At 66.4% G+C, this 15,401-nt stretch carries 14 protein-coding genes; 8 read left to right on the plus strand and 6 right to left on the minus strand.

The window, feature by feature from the left end; genetic code table 11:
- The first annotated feature begins 150 nt into the window (after positions 1-150).
- The 3 genes from Q5Z10_RS16150 to Q5Z10_RS16160 all read left to right on the plus strand — a co-directional run bounded on the left by Q5Z10_RS16150 (position 151) and on the right by Q5Z10_RS16160 (position 3,683).
- Positions 151-1,107 (plus strand): L,D-transpeptidase family protein, encoded by a 957-nt coding sequence (locus Q5Z10_RS16150; protein WP_303636395.1) that lies wholly within the window; start codon positions 151-153, stop codon positions 1,105-1,107.
- 4 nt (positions 1,108-1,111) lie between these two features.
- On the plus strand, positions 1,112-1,753 hold the full coding sequence (locus tag Q5Z10_RS16155) for a M23 family metallopeptidase (RefSeq protein WP_303636396.1): 642 nt from the start codon (positions 1,112-1,114) through the stop codon (positions 1,751-1,753).
- A 316-nt stretch (positions 1,754-2,069) separates the two neighbouring features.
- The gene (locus Q5Z10_RS16160) at positions 2,070-3,683 is read left to right on the plus strand and encodes a hypothetical protein (protein WP_303636397.1); all 1,614 of its coding nucleotides are present in this window, start codon (positions 2,070-2,072) and stop codon (positions 3,681-3,683) included.
- A gap of 540 nt (positions 3,684-4,223) precedes the next feature.
- Here the strand turns inward: Q5Z10_RS16160 and Q5Z10_RS16170 are convergent.
- The 4 genes from Q5Z10_RS16170 to hflK all read right to left on the minus strand — a co-directional run bounded on the left by Q5Z10_RS16170 (position 4,224) and on the right by hflK (position 8,027).
- The gene (locus Q5Z10_RS16170; RefSeq protein ID WP_107231208.1) at positions 4,224-5,516 is read right to left on the minus strand and encodes an adenylosuccinate synthase; all 1,293 of its coding nucleotides are present in this window, start codon (positions 5,514-5,516) and stop codon (positions 4,224-4,226) included.
- A 257-nt stretch (positions 5,517-5,773) separates the two neighbouring features.
- A complete protein-coding gene (locus tag Q5Z10_RS16175) occupies positions 5,774-5,959 on the minus strand; it encodes a DUF2065 domain-containing protein (protein WP_303636398.1) in 186 nt (61 codons plus the stop codon).
- Positions 5,960-6,030: 71 nt separating this feature from the next.
- Entirely contained in the window at positions 6,031-6,894 is an 864-nt protein-coding gene (gene hflC, locus Q5Z10_RS16180) for a protease modulator HflC (protein WP_303636399.1), read from the minus strand.
- Positions 6,891-8,027, minus strand: a complete 1,137-nt coding sequence (hflK, locus tag Q5Z10_RS16185; protein WP_303636400.1) for an FtsH protease activity modulator HflK — start codon at positions 8,025-8,027, stop codon at positions 6,891-6,893. Before hflK ends, hflC begins: the two co-directional genes overlap by 4 nt.
- A 153-nt stretch (positions 8,028-8,180) precedes the next feature.
- Between hflK and Q5Z10_RS16190 the strand changes: the two genes are divergently transcribed.
- Positions 8,181-9,176: a YhdH/YhfP family quinone oxidoreductase gene (locus tag Q5Z10_RS16190; RefSeq protein WP_303636401.1), complete on the plus strand. Its 996-nt coding sequence runs from the start codon at positions 8,181-8,183 to the stop codon at positions 9,174-9,176.
- 88 nt (positions 9,177-9,264) lie between these two features.
- On the plus strand, positions 9,265-9,636 hold the full coding sequence (gene pilH, locus Q5Z10_RS16195; RefSeq protein ID WP_005410644.1) for a twitching motility response regulator PilH: 372 nt from the start codon (positions 9,265-9,267) through the stop codon (positions 9,634-9,636).
- 141 nt (positions 9,637-9,777) lie between these two features.
- Here the strand turns inward: pilH and Q5Z10_RS16200 are convergent, their stop codons facing one another.
- Entirely contained in the window at positions 9,778-10,668 is an 891-nt protein-coding gene (locus Q5Z10_RS16200; protein WP_303636402.1) for a DnaJ C-terminal domain-containing protein, read from the minus strand.
- Positions 10,669-10,928: 260 nt separating this feature from the next.
- On the opposite strand from Q5Z10_RS16200, the gene Q5Z10_RS16205 reads away from it, so the two are divergent.
- Positions 10,929-11,411, plus strand: coding sequence for a peroxiredoxin (locus Q5Z10_RS16205; protein WP_303636403.1), 483 nt, complete (start codon positions 10,929-10,931; stop codon positions 11,409-11,411).
- Positions 11,412-11,444: 33 nt separating this feature from the next.
- The gene (locus Q5Z10_RS16210; RefSeq protein ID WP_303636404.1) at positions 11,445-12,020 is read left to right on the plus strand and encodes a ferritin-like domain-containing protein; all 576 of its coding nucleotides are present in this window, start codon (positions 11,445-11,447) and stop codon (positions 12,018-12,020) included.
- Between the two features lie 84 nt (positions 12,021-12,104).
- Here the strand turns inward: Q5Z10_RS16210 and pbpC are convergent, their stop codons facing one another.
- Positions 12,105-14,483 (minus strand): penicillin-binding protein 1C, encoded by a 2,379-nt coding sequence (gene pbpC, locus Q5Z10_RS16215; protein WP_303636405.1) that lies wholly within the window; start codon positions 14,481-14,483, stop codon positions 12,105-12,107.
- Between the two features lie 116 nt (positions 14,484-14,599).
- Here pbpC and Q5Z10_RS16220 point away from each other — a divergent pair, with 116 nt between their 5' ends.
- Entirely contained in the window at positions 14,600-15,373 is a 774-nt protein-coding gene (locus tag Q5Z10_RS16220) for a carbonic anhydrase (RefSeq protein WP_303636406.1), read from the plus strand.
- The last annotated feature ends 28 nt before the right edge of the window (positions 15,374-15,401 follow it).

The raw sequence follows: 15,401 nt of genomic DNA on the forward strand, positions 1-15,401 counted from the left end.
CCGGCGCCTGCCCTTGTTGCCTCGCATGTTCGTGCCGGGCTTTTGAAGCGACGGGTCACGCATGCATTGCTCATCTCGGCATCAGATTGTTTTCACGGCATGCCTGCATCGCGCACAGGCATGGTAGTTCCGTGAATGTCGGAGATGCCCATGACTGTACGCTGTCCCGCCCTGCTTGCCCTCTCACTGCTGACATCGCCGGCCTTCGCGCAGGCGCCGGCGCCCGCCCTGCCCGCGCCCATTGCGGAAAAAGCCGGCCCGGACACCGCACCACGCTCGGCCCTGCACGCCCAGGTGCTGCTGGACCGGGCCAACTTCTCGCCCGGCCAGATCGACGGCGAAGTCGGCAGCAACCAGCGCCGCGCGGTCTCCGGTTTCCAGGCCGCGCATGGACTCACGGTCACCGGTGAACTGGACGATGCGACCTGGCAGGCCCTGCAGGCCGGCACGGTCGGCCCGCTGGCCAGCTACACGCTGACCGCGGAGGACGTGGCCGGTCCGTTCGTTGCCATTCCGAAGAAGCCGGCAGCGCAGGCAAAGATGAAAGCCCTGGGCTATGCCAGCGTGGCCGAGGCGCTGGGCGAGCGCTTCCATGCCGCGCCGGAGCTGCTGGCGGCGCTCAACCCCGGCGTCGATCTGGGCAAGGCGGGCAGCCGCATCCAGGTGCCGAACATCGCTCCGGCGGCGCTGCCGAAGGCGGCCAAGGTGGTGGTCGACAAGTCCGACTCCAGCCTGCAGCTGCTGGACGCGCAGGGCAAGGTGATCGCACAGGTGCCGGTATCGTCGGGCAGCGAGCATGACCCGCTGCCGATCGGTGAGTGGAAGATCCTCGGCGTGTTCCGCGACCCGCCCTTCCACTACAACCCCAAGCTGTTCTGGGACGCAAAGAAGGGGGACCGCAAGGCGACCATTCCCCCCGGCCCCAACAATCCGGTCGGGCAGGTGTGGATCGACCTGTCCAAGCCGCACTACGGCCTGCATGGCACGCCGGAGCCCGGGCACGTGGGCAAGACCGAGTCGCACGGCTGCGTGCGCATGACCAACTGGGATGCGCTGCGGATCGCAGCGGCCGTGGACACGACGGTGTCCGTGGTGATGCAGGAGTAGATCGATGCGCCTTGCCCAACTGATCGTGCTGGGTCTGGTGCTGGGCGTGACCGGCGGCTGGTGGCTGCAGCGGGAACGGGTGCGGGAGCGTCCCGCGGTTCCTGCTGCGACCACCGCCACCGTTGCCGTCGCGCCCACCCAGGCGACCGCGCCACCAACGATGCCCTCACCCGCGCGCACAGACGCGGCGGCCTCCGCCGACGCACCGGCGGGGCTGCTGCTGCCGGTGCAGGGCATCGCGCCATCGCAGCTGCGCGATACCTTTACCGACGCACGCAGCGAAGGCCGCGTGCACGATGCCATCGACATCATGGCCGACGCCGGCACGCCGGTGCTGGCAGTGGCCGATGGCACGGTGGAAAAGCTGTTCGACAGCGAACGGGGCGGCCTGACGATCTACCAGTTCGAGCCCAGCGGGCGCTGGTGCTACTACTACGCGCACCTGCAGCGCTATGCCGATGGCCTGGCCGAAAAGCAGGTGATCAGGCGCGGGGATGTGATCGGCTACGTCGGCAGCACCGGCAACGCCAGCGCCGACGCGCCGCACCTGCATTTCGAGGTGCATGTGCTGGGGCCGGAAAAACAGTGGTGGAAGGGCGAGTCGATCAATCCCTATCCGTTATTGCATCGAGTGAGTGGAGACTAGCTCCGCATCTTGCCCCGAAAGTCTTCTCTCACATTCCGTCTAAAGTTGTGCGGAATCAAGCACTCTGCTGCTGCGAAGTGGCTTCGCGCCCGGCAGCACGTGGTGCGGCGTATTGCAACACGGTAGCGACCCAACAGCTAGAGAGCCAAGACACGAAGTCATCGGCGCCTCTGGGACTGACCTATGCATGTGCACTGCACCGCCAGAGAGTGGGGCCCGCATGCACAGCCAAGCTTGCCACGAACTGTAGTGCAGCACGAAGAGAAGTGTGGCATGTTCGCGCGGCTGGATAAACAGCATTATGGAGATGGAATTCATGGATTCGCATGCTTGCCGACAAGGATTAGAGCGCCTCTCGAACTTCTGGCTTGTTCTTACCCTATTGATGGCTCCGCTGGGTGCCCATGCGCAGATCCAGACGAGCGCCAAGTCATCTTCCCCCATCATCGTCGCAGACTTTTCGAGTATGACGAGTGGGCCACTGACGGGAACTCAGATGGACGCACCCATGTCCACATTCACTGTCAATGGTCAGCGGTTATGGTTAAAGTCTGAATGGAACCACCAAGCTGGGGGAATCAAACATTCTCTTCATCAAGGCTCGCTGGACACCCCCTATGCTTCCTTGAAATGGTCGAAAAACAGCTGCAACAGAGGAGCGAACAACTTTTGCGTTAGTGGTCCTGGCACTGCATTCACGGCATTCACTACCAGCGACACTATCGACGTGTGGTTTGTGAACACCTATCAAGCGAACGAACAGGGAGAAGTGCTTGCGTTCGTACATGAAGAGCGCGTAGGTGGATCCGGCGGTGTCGCAGGAAACCAGGAGGGAAGGACCAGAATAGGACTCGCCTGGTCGAGTAATGGCGGAGAAAGCTGGACCTATCTAGGGCGAATACTCAGCGCCTATGGCGAGCCCCAACCACACAACATCCAGGGCCTCCCATACGTCACGCGCGATGGCTATATCTATGTCTACTTCACCGATACATCAGGCATAGCCATCGCACGCGCACCAATTGCCGACGTCATTGCCCAGGCACGACAGGGCAGCGCAGGCGCACAGCTGTGGAAAAAGTACTTTGCAGGTGCATTCTCAGAACCTGGACTGGGCGGCAACTCAAGCAGGATTGCCCCTTGGGGCATCACGCACTCGCAAGCAACCTATAGCACGCACAGCGGGAAGTACTACATGGCGCTGACGTTCATGACCTGGGGAGGCCGAAATACCAACGTTGATCTCTACGAATCGCATGATGCAATCAACTGGAACCCCTCGCTCAGCATTGCCGACGAAGTCGCATCCAACTCTCACCCGGTCAGCGGCTACCAGTACTGTTCCATTGCAGATGCGGGAGGGCGAACCAATGCCGTCTCCGGCCAGTACATATACGTGTACTGCCTTAAGGATCCCGGCGTTGTGCCTCGGAACTTCGGCATCTACCGTTGGAAAGTAAACCTTGGCGTATCGACAGACACGTTTCGACAATCGACCGATTTCACATCATCGCAGGGGCCATATTGGTGGTACCAAAGGGGAAGTGAAGCAGGCATATTCGACCTGTCGTGGATCGACTCATACTGGGGAAGCAACACGGACTGGCCACGCATCTGGCGGGACAGCATGCACCCCGCCGCAGTGGAAATCCCTGTACTGAAATGGGTTGCTCCCAAGGCAGGAACCGTGAGAATCGAAGGCACATTGCGCGATGCAGACATCACCTGCGGAGATGGAGTCAATGCATCGGTCGTACATAATGGCGAGCAGATATATTCTGCAGCCATCGACAACGGAGACACGGTCGGGAAGTCCCTGAACATCATTCGGAACGTCATTCCCGGCGATGGCATATTTTTCATGGTCGGAGCCAGAACGAATCACTTCTGCGACAGTAGCCGTTGGGATCCATCGATTACCTACGAATAGAACCGAGATAGGGCTTTGACTCATTTCGGCTCCAGGTAGGCAGATGAATCCGCCCGACCCACTCCGCTTGATCCGAGAGCCTCCAATATTGGCATTTGTCATGATTGAACACAGGAGTTGCGGCGCCACCAGCGCCGCAACTCCAAACTAAAGACAGTCAACGCAACCTCTGGAATCAGCTGGAATAGCCGCCATCTTCCAGAGGAGGAACGGTCACGGCAGTAGGTAATCCAGCCTGCCAGTTTCAGCGGGTCAAGCGGCGGCTGCGGCTCCACCGTGGCCGGCCAGCCCGCCAACCCCGGATCCACGACCAGCACGGCCAGTTGAAGCCATGAGCGGCCGCGCGGCAATGTATCGACGTAACAACACCCACAGGATGATCCTCAGCACCGTTTCGCCCTTCACGCCGACATCCTGATCAATCACCGCGCTTCCCTGCCGGCTATGCCGAGACAGTAACGAAAACGAAAAAGCCCCGCGTTCGCGGGGCTCCTTCTTCCAGCGGACGCCGGGCATGGCCCGGCGCTACCAGTCACGCACTCAGGCGAACGGATCCTGCAGGACCATGGTGTGGTCGCGGTCCGGGCCGGTGGAGACGATGCTGATCGGGCAGCCCGCCAGCTCTTCCAGCGAACGCAGGTAGGCGCGTGCGGCCGGCGGCAGCTCGTCCCACTGGGTGATGCCGTGGGTGTTCTCGCTCCAGCCCGGGAACTCCAGGTACACCGGGGTGCAGTCTTCCCAGCCCTGCGCGTCCAGCGGCGCGTACTCGGTGCGCTTGCCGTTGTATTCGTAAGCGATGCAGACCTTCAGCTTTTCCATGCCGTCCAGCACGTCCAGCTTGGTGATGCACAGGCCGCTGATGCCGTTGATGGCCACGGCGCGCTTCAGCGCAACGATGTCCATCCAGCCGCAACGACGCGGGCGGCCGGTCGAGGCACCGTACTCGGCGCCGCGGTCACGGATGCCCTGGCCGATTTCGTCGTCCAGTTCGGTCGGGAACGGGCCGCCGCCGACGCGGGTGGCGTAGGCCTTGGCGATGCCCAGCACGTAGTCGATCGAATCAGCGCCGACGCCGGAACCGGCCAGCGCACCACCGACGGTGGTGTTGGAGCTGGTGACGTACGGGTAGGTGCCGTGGTCGATGTCCAGCAGCGCGCCCTGCGCGCCTTCGAACAGCACGCGCTTACCCTGCTTGCGCAGGTCGTGCAGGATGCCGGCCACGTCGGACTTCATCGGCTGCACGTACTCGCCGAAGGCCAGCGCTTCGTCGAAGGTCTTCTGGAAATCGACCGCATCGGTGTTCAGATACTTGGTCAGCACGAAGTTGTGGTAATCCAGCGCGGTGCGCAGCAGTTCTTCCAGCTGCTTGGGGTAATGCAGGTCGGCGATGCGGATGCCGCGACGTGCGACCTTGTCTTCGTAGGCCGGGCCGATGCCACGGCCGGTGGTGCCGATCGCCTTGCCACCGGCAGCGCGCTCGCGCGCCTGGTCCAGGGCGATGTGGTACGGCATGATCAGCGGCGCGGCCGGCGAGATCTTCAGGCGCGAACGCACTTCCACGCCGGAGGCTTCCAGCTCGGCGATTTCCTTCTGCAGCGCGGCCGGCGAGATCACCACGCCGTTGCCGATCAGGCACAGCGCATCGTCGCGCAGGATGCCCGACGGGATCAGGTGCAGCACGGTCTTCTTGCCGTTGATGACCAGGGTGTGGCCGGCATTGTGGCCGCCCTGGAAGCGCACGACGGCGCCGATTTCCTCAGTGAGCAGATCGACGATCTTGCCCTTGCCTTCATCGCCCCACTGGGCACCAAGCACTACGACAGACTGACCCATGACGGGTTCCTCTATTTGTTGCGGCCATCGGGGCCGCGGACGGGTAAACCGCAGCGGGGCTGGCCAGCGCTTGGGTGGCGGCTCCAGACGGGGAGCAGCCGGCGATGGAAGGCCCAGACACGGAAAAAGCCGAACGGGGAGGCCCGTCCGGCTTTTGTGCATTATCCGGGTTTCCGGGGTCCGGTGCCACCTTTCCGACGGACGGCTTCACCGGCCGGTCAGGCGCCTCCCCGGTAGGGCCGGCCGTGCCGGAGCCTCTAGTGGCGCACCCACCACAGCAGGCTCAGGCCGGCCAGCAGGACCAGCCCGCCGAAGCTGCGCAGGGCCGGACCGGGCAGGTCCAGCAGGCGCTCGGCCATGCGCTTCCAGGCGACCGGGGCCACGAACAGCACCAGGCCTTCCAGCACCGCGACCAGGCAGATGGCAGCGAACAGATCTTTCATGGGGGAACAACTCCGCAAAAAAACACGGGGCCCGGTGGTGACCGGGCCCCGCAGGGTAGTGCCGTGAAACCTCAGCGATCGTTCTTCAGGTACTGCAGGAACGGGTCGTTCTTGTCCAGCACGATCACGCCGTTGCCGTCGGTCATCGAGCCACGGTAGGCCTCGAGGCTGCGGTAGAAGGCGTAGAACGACGGGTCAGCCGAGCCGGCCCTGCCGTAGATGCGGGCCGCATCGGCATCGCCTTCACCACGCAGGCGCTGCGCATCGCGCTCGGCTTCGGCGATCAGCACGGTGCTGTCACGGTCGGCCTGGGCGCGGATGGTCAGCGACTGCTCCTCGCCTTCGGCGCGCAGCTTGGCCGCTTCCTGCTTGCGCTGGGCGCGCATGCGCTCATACACGTCGTTGATCACCTGGCTGTCGGTGGGCAGGTCGACCTGCTTGATGCGCAGGTCGATCATCTGCATGCCCAGCCCAGCCACCGCTTCGTTGATGTCCTTCAGCTGCGCGGCGATCAGCTCGCTGCGGTCGCCGGACACCAGCTGCTGCAGGGTGCGCGAGTTGATCTGGTTGCGCAGCGAATCGGTGATGATCGGCTGCAGGCGTGCGTTGGCCACGCGCGGGTCACCACCGGTGGCACGGAAGTAGTCACCCACGTTGGAGATGTAGCCGACGGCGAAGAAGTCGACGCTGACGTCCTTCTGCTCGGCGGTGAAGTAGCGGGCCGGCGCGGTGTCCAGCACCTGGAAACGGCGGTCGAACACCCGCACCGTCTCCACCACCGGCAGCTTGAAGTGCAGGCCCGGCTTGATGTCCGAACGCACCACCTTGCCCAGGTTCAGCACCATGGCGGTCTGGTCCTCGCGGACCACGTACACCGAACCCAGCAGGCCCAGCAGCACCGCCACCACAATGGCGATCCACATCGAGTTTCTCATCGGCTGCCCTCCTCACGGCCGCTCGGACGCCCGGTCGGGCGGCCCACCGGCCGGCCCGGATCACGGGAAGGTTCCACTGCCGAGGTACCCGGCAGCGACGGCAACACCACATCCGGATTCGGCACCGACGCCGGGGCCGAGGTGCCGGCACGGGTGTCGCCGGTCATCGGCACGTAGATCAGCTGGCGGCCATCGCCACCGATCACCTTGCGGTTCTCGCTCAGCACCTGCTGCACGGTTTCCAGCCACAGGCGCTTGCGGGTGACGTCCGGGGCGTCCTTGTACTGGGCCTGCAACAGGCTGAAGCGCTGTGCGTCACCCTCGGCCTTGGAGACCACGGCCTGCTTGTAGCCTTCGGCGGTGGTGCGCGCACGCGAGGCCTGGCCACGCGCTTCGGGCACGACCTTGGCGGCATAGGCCTGGGCTTCGTTGATCAGGCGTTCCTTGACCTGCTGGGCGCCGTTGACCTCGTCGAAGGCCGGCTTCACTTCTTCCGGCGGACGCGCGTCCTGCAGGGTCAGGCCGGTCACGGTCAGGCCGGTCTTGAACGCGCGCAGCAGCGCCTGCAGGCGCTCCTCGGCGGCCACGGCCAGCGGGCCACGGTTGTTCAGCACGGCGTTGAGATCGGCACGGCCGACTTCCTCGCGCACCGCGCTCTGCGCCGACTGCTCCAGCACCTGGTTGGCATCGACCGTGCCGAACAGGTACTGCTGCGGGTCGTCGATGCGGTACTGGACGTTCAGCGAGACGTTGACGATGTTCTCATCGCGGGTCAGCACCGGCACCTGGATCGAGAAGGTCTTGATCTCGGTGGCGTTGACCTTGGTGACCGATTCGATCGGCCACGGCAGCTTGAAGTTCGGGCCAGGGGTCAGCACGCGGGAGAACTGGCCGAAACGCAGCACCACGCCACGCTGCTGTTCGCCGATCAGCTGGAAGCTGGAGAACAGCACCAGCAACACCACCGCCGCAGCCACCCAGCGCAGGATGCCGCCATCGAACAGGTCCTTCAGCGGTCCGGGCAACCCGCCCCAGCCGCCCCCATTGCCACCGCCGCGCGACCCGAACGGCCCGCGTCGATTGTCCTCGGGGCCTTGTCCGCCCTTGTTGCCGCCGGGTGTATTCCAGGCCATGCACGCTCCATCAAGATGTGGGCTGCGACGCGGGCCCTTCCCGCAACGCCAGCCGTGAAACCATTACCGATCATACAAGATGGGGCGGACCGGCAGGATTGAAAGGGGCCTGGCGGGGTAAGGTGGCGTTTTCCTCGAAGTCAGGCAACGCCGATGGCCCCCACCACCCCGTTCACCGCCTTCCGCATCGAAAACGACGACGCCGGCTACCGCAGCGGCCTGGCCCGGCTCAGCGTCGATGACCTCTCCCCCGGCCAGGTGCTGATCCGCGCCCACTGGTCCTCGGTGAACTACAAGGACGCGCTGGCCGGCACCGGCAAGGGCCGGATCCTGCGCCGCTTTCCGCTGGTGGGCGGGATCGATGTGGCCGGCACCGTGGTCGCGTCCACCGATCCGGCCTGGCGCGAGGGCGATGCCGTGCTGGCCACCGGCTGCGGGCTGAGCGAGACCCGTGATGGCGGCTACAGCCAGTATGTGCGGCTGGAATCGAGCGCGGTCATCGCCCAGCCAGCGGGCCTGGACCCGCGCGAAGCGATGGTGCTGGGAACTGCCGGCTTCACCGCGGCACTGGCCCTGCTGCGCCTGCAGGACAACCGCCAGCGCCCCGCGCACGGCCCGCTGGCGGTGACCGGCGCCAGCGGCGGCGTCGGCGCCCTGGCAGTGGACATCTTCAGCCGCGCCGGCCATGAGGTCCACGCGATCAGCGGCAAGCCGGAGCAGGCCGGGTTCCTGCGCAGCATCGGCGCGGCCGAGGTCCTGCCGCGCGAGGCACTGGGCGATACCGGGCCACTGCAGTCGGCGCGCTTCGGCGGTGGCCTGGACAATGCCGGCGGCCCGATGCTGGCCAGCCTGCTGGCACAGACGGTCCCTTACGGCAGCGTGGTCAGTGCCGGCCTGGCCGCCAGCCCGGCGCTGGACATGACGGTGATGCCCTTCATCCTGCGTGGCGTGTCCCTGCTGGGCGTGTCCTCGGCCAATGCACCGCGCGCCCTGCGCGAAGAGGTCTGGGCGCGCTTGGGCAGCGACTGGAAACCGCGCCACCTGGATCGCATCTGCACCGACGAGGTGGGTCTGGACGGCCTGCCTGCGGTGTTCGAACGCATGCTGGCCGGTGGCTCGCTGGGGCGCACCGTGGTGCGGATCGACTGAACGTAGCAGGCAGGCGACGGACGGCAGCCGCGGCTCTCCCGTCGGCCCGGTGCCGGCACTACACTGCCGGCATCACATGGGGAACAACATGGCACGCATTCTGATTGTCGACGACTCACCGTCGCAGCTGTTGGGGATACAGCGCATCGTCGAGAAGCTCGGGCACCAGATCCTGACCGCCACCGATGGCGCGGCCGGGGTCGAAACCGCCAAGGCCGAGCTGCCCGACCTGGTCCTGATGGACGTGGTGATGCCCAACCTCAACGGTTTCCAGGCCACCCGCACCCTGGCCCGCGATGAAGCCACCCGCCACATCCCGGTGATCCTGGTGACCACCAAGGACCAGGACACCGACCGTATGTGGGGCATGCGCCAGGGCGCCAAGGCATACATCACCAAGCCGTTCTCGGAAGACGAACTGTCCGAGGTGCTGGAACGGGTGTTCGCCGGCCAGGGCTGAGCCCGTTTTTGTAGAGTCGAGCCATGCTCGACTGCTTTTGCTCGCGGCAGTCGAGCATGGCTCGACTCTACATGTCAAAGCCGCCGGGCATGGCCCGGCGCTACCTTCAGACCGACTCGCCGACGGCGCGCCTCCGGCCGGTCAGATCGTCTCGCCGAAGGCCTTGGCCAGGTTGCGGTAGGCCTTCTTCTGCGCCTCGTCGGTCGCTGCCGGGGCCACGATCTCCAGTTCGACGATCTGGTCACCGTCGGGGCTGCCGGGCAGGCCGCGACCGCGCAGACGCAGCTTGCGTCCGGCATCGGAATCGGCCGGAATCTTCAGCTCCACCGCGCCGCCCAGCGTCGGCACGCTGATGCTGGTGCCCAACGCCGCCTGCCACGGGGTGACCGGCAGGGTGTAGAGGATGTTGCGGCCATCGACCTCGAACTGCGGGTGGGCCGCATACTCGACTTCCAGCAGCAGGTTGCCGCCGTGGTTGCCCTGCCCCGCCAGGCGGATCACCTGGCCGGGACGGATGCCCTTGGGCACGCGCACATCCAGCTGCTTGCCGTTGACGGTGATGCGCAGGCTGTCGCCCTTGTAGGCCGCTTCCAGCGGTACCGACAGCTTTGCCCGGGTATCGCGGTTGGGCGCATGCCCGTGGCTGCTGAAGCCGGGCCCCGGGCCGGCGCCCTGGCCGCCGCGCTGGCGCGCGAACAGGCTTTCGAAGAAGTCGCTGAAGCCGCCGTTGGCGCCGCCTCCACCGAACACTTCCTCGAAATTGAAGCCACCGCCGCCGTAGTTCGGCGGCACGTTGAACTCTTCGCCGGGGCGATAGCCCTGCGCACGCAGCTGGTCATAGGCCGCGCGCTTTTCCGGATCGCGCAGCGCTTCGTAGGCCTCGTTGACGGCCTTGAACTTGTCCTCGGCCCCGGCCTCCTTGCTGACGTCCGGGTGGTACTTGCGCGCCAGCCGGCGGTAGGCGGTCTTGATTTCCGCCTCGCCCGCACTCGGTTCCACCCCCAGGGTGGCGTAGTAATCCTTGAATTCCATCCAGCTACCTCGATTCGCTTCGGCCGCGCCGGTGGCGCCGCCCCGGGTTCATTCTACGCGCCGGCGATGCTACGCCGCCGGCCGTGCGGCCACGGTGAGCCCGACTGATCCTGCGCAATGCGGCTGCCATCCCCCTGCGTCAGGCTGGGACTGGAAGCCGCCGCCGTCTGCGCACAGGATGGGGTCTGCACGCGGGGTTTCCAATGTCTTGACGCCTCCGTCCCATCCGGCCCACTAGCCTGCCCCAGCAAGGAGTTCCCATGACCATCCATGTCGGCGACCGCATTCCGGAAGTGACCCTCAAGCGCATCCGCGAGGGCATCGAAACACTCGATACCCACGCCCTGTTCGATGCACGCAAGGTGGTCCTGTTCGCCGTGCCCGGCGCGTTCACCCCCACCTGCTCGGCACGCCACCTGCCGGGCTACGTCGAAGCGTTCGATGACTTCCGCAAGCGCGGCATCGACGTCTACTGCATGGCGGTCAACGATCCGTTCGTGATGAAGGCCTGGGCCGCCGACCAGCACGTGCCCGACGGGCTGCTGATGCTGTCCGACGGCAACGCCGAACTGACCCGCGCGCTCGGCCTGGAGCTCGATGCCAGCGCATCGGGCATGGGCATCCGCTCGCGCCGCTTCGCCCTCTACGTGGTCGATGGCGTGGTGCGCGCAGCCTGGGTCGAACAGCCCGGCCAGTTCGAAGTGTCTTCGGCCGACTACGTGCTGGCGCACCTGCCCAGCTGATGCTTCCCCCACCACAACAGGAAACGGCCAGCCATGTCCAACAAGCCAGCCAACGCCAGCAAGCCCGCCGCCCCGCTTACCGGCATCAGTGACCGCAAGACCCTGCGCGAGCGTGCCCGGCGCAACCTCGAGGACGGTGCGATCACCAGCAGCTACAGTGCCGACCGCCAGGCGGTGATCAGGCTGCTCAACGATGCACTGGCCACCGAGTATGTGTGCGTGCTGCGCTACTACCGGCACTACTTCATGGCCAAGGGGATGCTGGCCGACGCGGTCAAGGCCGAGTTCCTCGAGCACGCACAGCAGGAACAGGCGCACGCCGGCAAGCTGGCCGAGCGCATCGTCCAGCTGGGTGGCGAACCGGACCTCAACCCGGACACGCTGACTGCCCGCTCGCACGCCGAGTACAAGGAGGGCAGCGATCTGCGTGACATGGTCCGGGAAAATCTGGTGGCCGAGCGCATCGCGATCGACAGCTACCGTGAAATGATCACCTTCATCGGTGACCGCGACACCACCACCAAACGCATCCTCGAAGAGATCCTGGCCCAGGAAGAAGAGCACGCCGACGAGTTCGCCGACCTGCTGGATGGGTGGATCGGGGAATAGCCTGGCAACGCTCCCTGCAGAGTCGAGCCATGCTCGACTCGGGAGACGCAGGCGAGCATGGCTCGACGCTACAGGGGCATGGCGCTACCGCAGGACGGTGAACCGCACCTGCGTCCATGCGCCATCGGCGGCCAGCGCGGTCAGGGTATGCGCACCGGGATCGGCAAACTCGCGCTGCATCAGCTGCGCGCCACGCGTCTGTGCGATCCAGCGGCCATCCAGCAGCCAGTCCACGGCCTGCTCGCTGCCGAGCGCACGCAGCTGCAGGCGCACGCCATGGCCGGCGTTGGGCGCACGGGCAAGCGCCGCCCCTTCGTTCAGGCCATCGATGTGCAGCGCCACGCTGGTCTCGCGTCCGTCATCGCGGCAGTCGGGTGACAGCGCGGGCAGCTGCGATGCGTCGCGGGTCGCCTTGGGCAGCCACGGCGACAGCAGCGCCGGCCAGCGCGCGATTTCCCGCTCCACCTCGTCGTGCGCCGCGCTGCAGTCGGCCGACAGGCGCAGACCGCTGGCCGCGTCGGCGCGGTAGCGCTGCCGCCCCGGCTGCCAGCGCCGTGCTTCGCGTTCGGGGAAGGTCGGCGGTGCCGCGCCATCCAGCAGCCAGGCCGGCAGGCGCCGCTGGCACAACGGCGGCGCCAGGCCGTCGGCACGCTCACCGGTCGGCCAGCAGATGTCGGCCTGGCTGACGCTGGTCGGCATCGGTGCGGCAGCCGAATCACCGCGCTGGCGCGGCAGGCTGTCGATCACCTCGAACATCAGCGGCAGGGCCGTGACCGCACCGTACTGGCCCGGCAACGGCGTGCCATCGGGGCGTCCCACCCACACGCCCACCGTGTAGTGGCGCGTGCTGCCGATCGCCCAGGCATCGCGGTAGCCGTAGCTGGTCCCGGTCTTCCAGGCCACGCGTGGCCGCCCGCCGACATCGAAGGTGCCCACGCCGTAGCCCGGGCGGGGGTTGGACTCCAGCATCTCGCGCACGATCCAGGTTGCCCCGGGCGAGGCCAGGCGGCGCTCGATCAGTGGATCGTCAGCGGTGTAGCGCACGCGCCCGGCGATTCCGTGGCGGTTGAGCGCTGCGAACGCACCGACCAGGTCCTCCAGGCGCGCACCGGTGCCGCCCAGGATCAGCGACAGGTTGGGCGAGCTGCCTGCGGGAAAGCGCAGCTGGATGCCGGCATGCGCCAGCCGTGCGGCGAAGCGTGCGGCACCGACCCGCTGCAGCAGGTCCACCGACGGCACGTTCAACGACAGGCGCAGCGCACTGGCCGCGCTGACCGGGCCGTTGAACGCTTCGTCGAAGTTTCCCGGCCGGTAGCTGCCGAAACTCTGTGGCGCGTCCACCAGCAGGCTTTCCGAATGGATCAGGCCGTCATCCAGCGCCATCGCGTACAGGAACGGCTTGAGCGTCGAACCGGGCGAACGCCAGGCCTGCACCATGTCCACATGGCCCAGGCGCTGGCGGTCGCCGAAGGCCAGCGTGCCGACATAGGCGCGCGCCTGCAGGGTCTGGTTGTCGACCACCAGCAGCGCCGCCGACGTGCGCTCGGGCAACGTCGAGAAATAGCTGGCCACGCGCTCTTCCAGGGTGCGCTGCAGGCCGATGTCGATGCTGCTTTCGATCCGCGCCTGGCCCGGGTGCGCGGCGTGCAGGCGCTGGGCCAGCAAAGCCGCATGCAGCGGTGGCCGCAACGAGCGCGCGACCACCGTCTCGATGCGCGCATCCTCGATCTCGTCCGGGGTCCACACCCCGCGCTCGGCCATCCGCGCAAGCACCTTGTCGCGCGCCTTCTGCGCAGCCTCGGGATGGCGGTCCGGGCGCAGCCGGCTGGGCGCCTGCGGCAGCACCGCCAGCAGGGCCGCCTCGGCATGCGAGAGCTGCGCGGCCGGCTTGCCCAGATAGGCCCAGCTGGCCGCTTCCACGCCTTCGATGGTGCCACCGTACGGCGCACGTTCCAGGTACAGGGCCAGGATCTCCTGCTTGGACAGATGCACTTCCAGCTGGACCGCGCGCAGCATCTGCTTCAGCTTGCCCCACGGGGTCCGCGAATGCGGATCGAGGATGCGTGCGACCTGCATGGTCAGCGTCGATCCGCCCGACACGATGCGCCCGCCGCGCAGCAGCTGGCCGCCGGCGCGCAGGATGGCCAGCGGGTTGACCCCCGGATGCCGCCAGAACCAGCGATCCTCGTAGGTCAGCAGGGCCTGCAGGTACAACGGCGAAACGCTGTCCACCGCGGCCGGGTATCGCCACACGCCCTCGGCATCGGCAAACGCGCGCAGTGGGCTGCCATCGGCGGCCACCACCAGCGTGCTGGTATCCCGCTGCTTCGGCAGCGGTGGCGGAAAGACCTGGTCCAGCACCAGCAGCAGGGCCAGCAGGGCCGCCGTGCCCCAGCGCAGCCACGGCAGAATCGGATGCGTCCGATGGAACAGGCGGCGCCAGCGGGAGGACCATTTCCTCATGCATTCCCCCGGGTGGTGGCCGTCGCGAAAACCGGCCACGCCAGCACGGTTCTCTTCAGCCCGCCCTGCCCACCCGGAGGGATGCATCCACCACCTCCCCCAACGTACCCATGCCCATGTCCCGTTTCCCTTCCCGTTGCATGGCCTGGCTGCTGCTTGCCACCGGCTGCCTGTCGCTGCATGCCAGCGCCGATGACCGCGCCCCTCACTGGGGCTACGAAAAGATCACCACGCCCGATGATTGGGCGGATCTGGCCCCGGCATGTGCCGGCGACCTGCAGTCGCCGATCAACCTGTTGCCGGGCAGGGCCGGCCACGGACATCCGCACGCGCTGCACGTGGACTATCCGGCGATGCACTTTTCGGTGTTGAACAATGGCCATACCCTGCAGGCAACACCGCTGCCGAAGCCGCAGGGTGGCGTGACCATCGACGGCGAGCGCTACAGGCTGCTGCAGTTCCACGTGCACACGCCCAGCGAGCACTTCGTCGATGGCCGCGCCCATGCCATGGAGCTGCACCTGGTGCATGCCAGCGACAGCGGCAAGACCGCCGTGGTCGCGGTGTTCTTCGACATTGGCGCGCCCAACGCGACGCTCGGCGCGTTCTTCGCACAGATGCCCCGGCACCTGGCCTCGCCGGGTGACCAGGTTGAACTGCGCAAGCCCATGCACCTGGCCGCACTGCTGCCGGCCAACCCGGCCGGCCTGCGCTATGTCGGCTCGTTGACCACACCGCCCTGTACCGAAGACGTGCTGTGGAACATCGAACTGACACCTCAGTCCCTCTCGCAGGAGCAGCTTGCCGATCTGCGTGCGCTCTACCCGCACAACAGCCGGCCGCTGCAGGCATTCAACGGACGCGACATCGACGACGAATCGATCGAGTGACCGGACTGCAGCGGGGAGCACATGCGTG

It is taken from the genome of Stenotrophomonas sp. 704A1 (assembly GCF_030549525.1).
GTDB classification, from domain to species: domain Bacteria; phylum Pseudomonadota; class Gammaproteobacteria; order Xanthomonadales; family Xanthomonadaceae; genus Stenotrophomonas; species Stenotrophomonas tuberculopleuritidis.

Bases quoted from the DNA above. Each gene is read 5' to 3' on its own strand.
- pilH (WP_005410644.1), top strand. From the start codon at position 9,265: ATGGCACGCATTCTGATTGTCGACGACTCACCGTCGCAGCTGTTGGGG.
- Q5Z10_RS16170 (WP_107231208.1), bottom strand. From the start codon at position 5,516: ATGGGTCAGTCTGTCGTAGTGCTTGGTGCCCAGTGGGGCGATGAAGGC.
- Q5Z10_RS16220 (WP_303636406.1), top strand. From the start codon at position 14,600: ATGTCCCGTTTCCCTTCCCGTTGCATGGCCTGGCTGCTGCTTGCCACC.
- Q5Z10_RS16210 (WP_303636404.1), top strand. From the start codon at position 11,445: ATGTCCAACAAGCCAGCCAACGCCAGCAAGCCCGCCGCCCCGCTTACC.
- Q5Z10_RS16155 (WP_303636396.1), top strand. From the start codon at position 1,112: ATGCGCCTTGCCCAACTGATCGTGCTGGGTCTGGTGCTGGGCGTGACC.
- Q5Z10_RS16160 (WP_303636397.1), top strand. From the start codon at position 2,070: ATGGATTCGCATGCTTGCCGACAAGGATTAGAGCGCCTCTCGAACTTC.
- hflK (WP_303636400.1), bottom strand. From the start codon at position 8,027: ATGGCCTGGAATACACCCGGCGGCAACAAGGGCGGACAAGGCCCCGAG.
- pbpC (WP_303636405.1), bottom strand. From the start codon at position 14,483: ATGAGGAAATGGTCCTCCCGCTGGCGCCGCCTGTTCCATCGGACGCAT.
- Q5Z10_RS16205 (WP_303636403.1), top strand. From the start codon at position 10,929: ATGACCATCCATGTCGGCGACCGCATTCCGGAAGTGACCCTCAAGCGC.
- Q5Z10_RS16175 (WP_303636398.1), bottom strand. From the start codon at position 5,959: ATGAAAGATCTGTTCGCTGCCATCTGCCTGGTCGCGGTGCTGGAAGGC.
- hflC (WP_303636399.1), bottom strand. From the start codon at position 6,894: ATGAGAAACTCGATGTGGATCGCCATTGTGGTGGCGGTGCTGCTGGGC.
- Q5Z10_RS16190 (WP_303636401.1), top strand. From the start codon at position 8,181: ATGGCCCCCACCACCCCGTTCACCGCCTTCCGCATCGAAAACGACGAC.
- Q5Z10_RS16200 (WP_303636402.1), bottom strand. From the start codon at position 10,668: ATGGAATTCAAGGATTACTACGCCACCCTGGGGGTGGAACCGAGTGCG.
- Q5Z10_RS16150 (WP_303636395.1), top strand. From the start codon at position 151: ATGACTGTACGCTGTCCCGCCCTGCTTGCCCTCTCACTGCTGACATCG.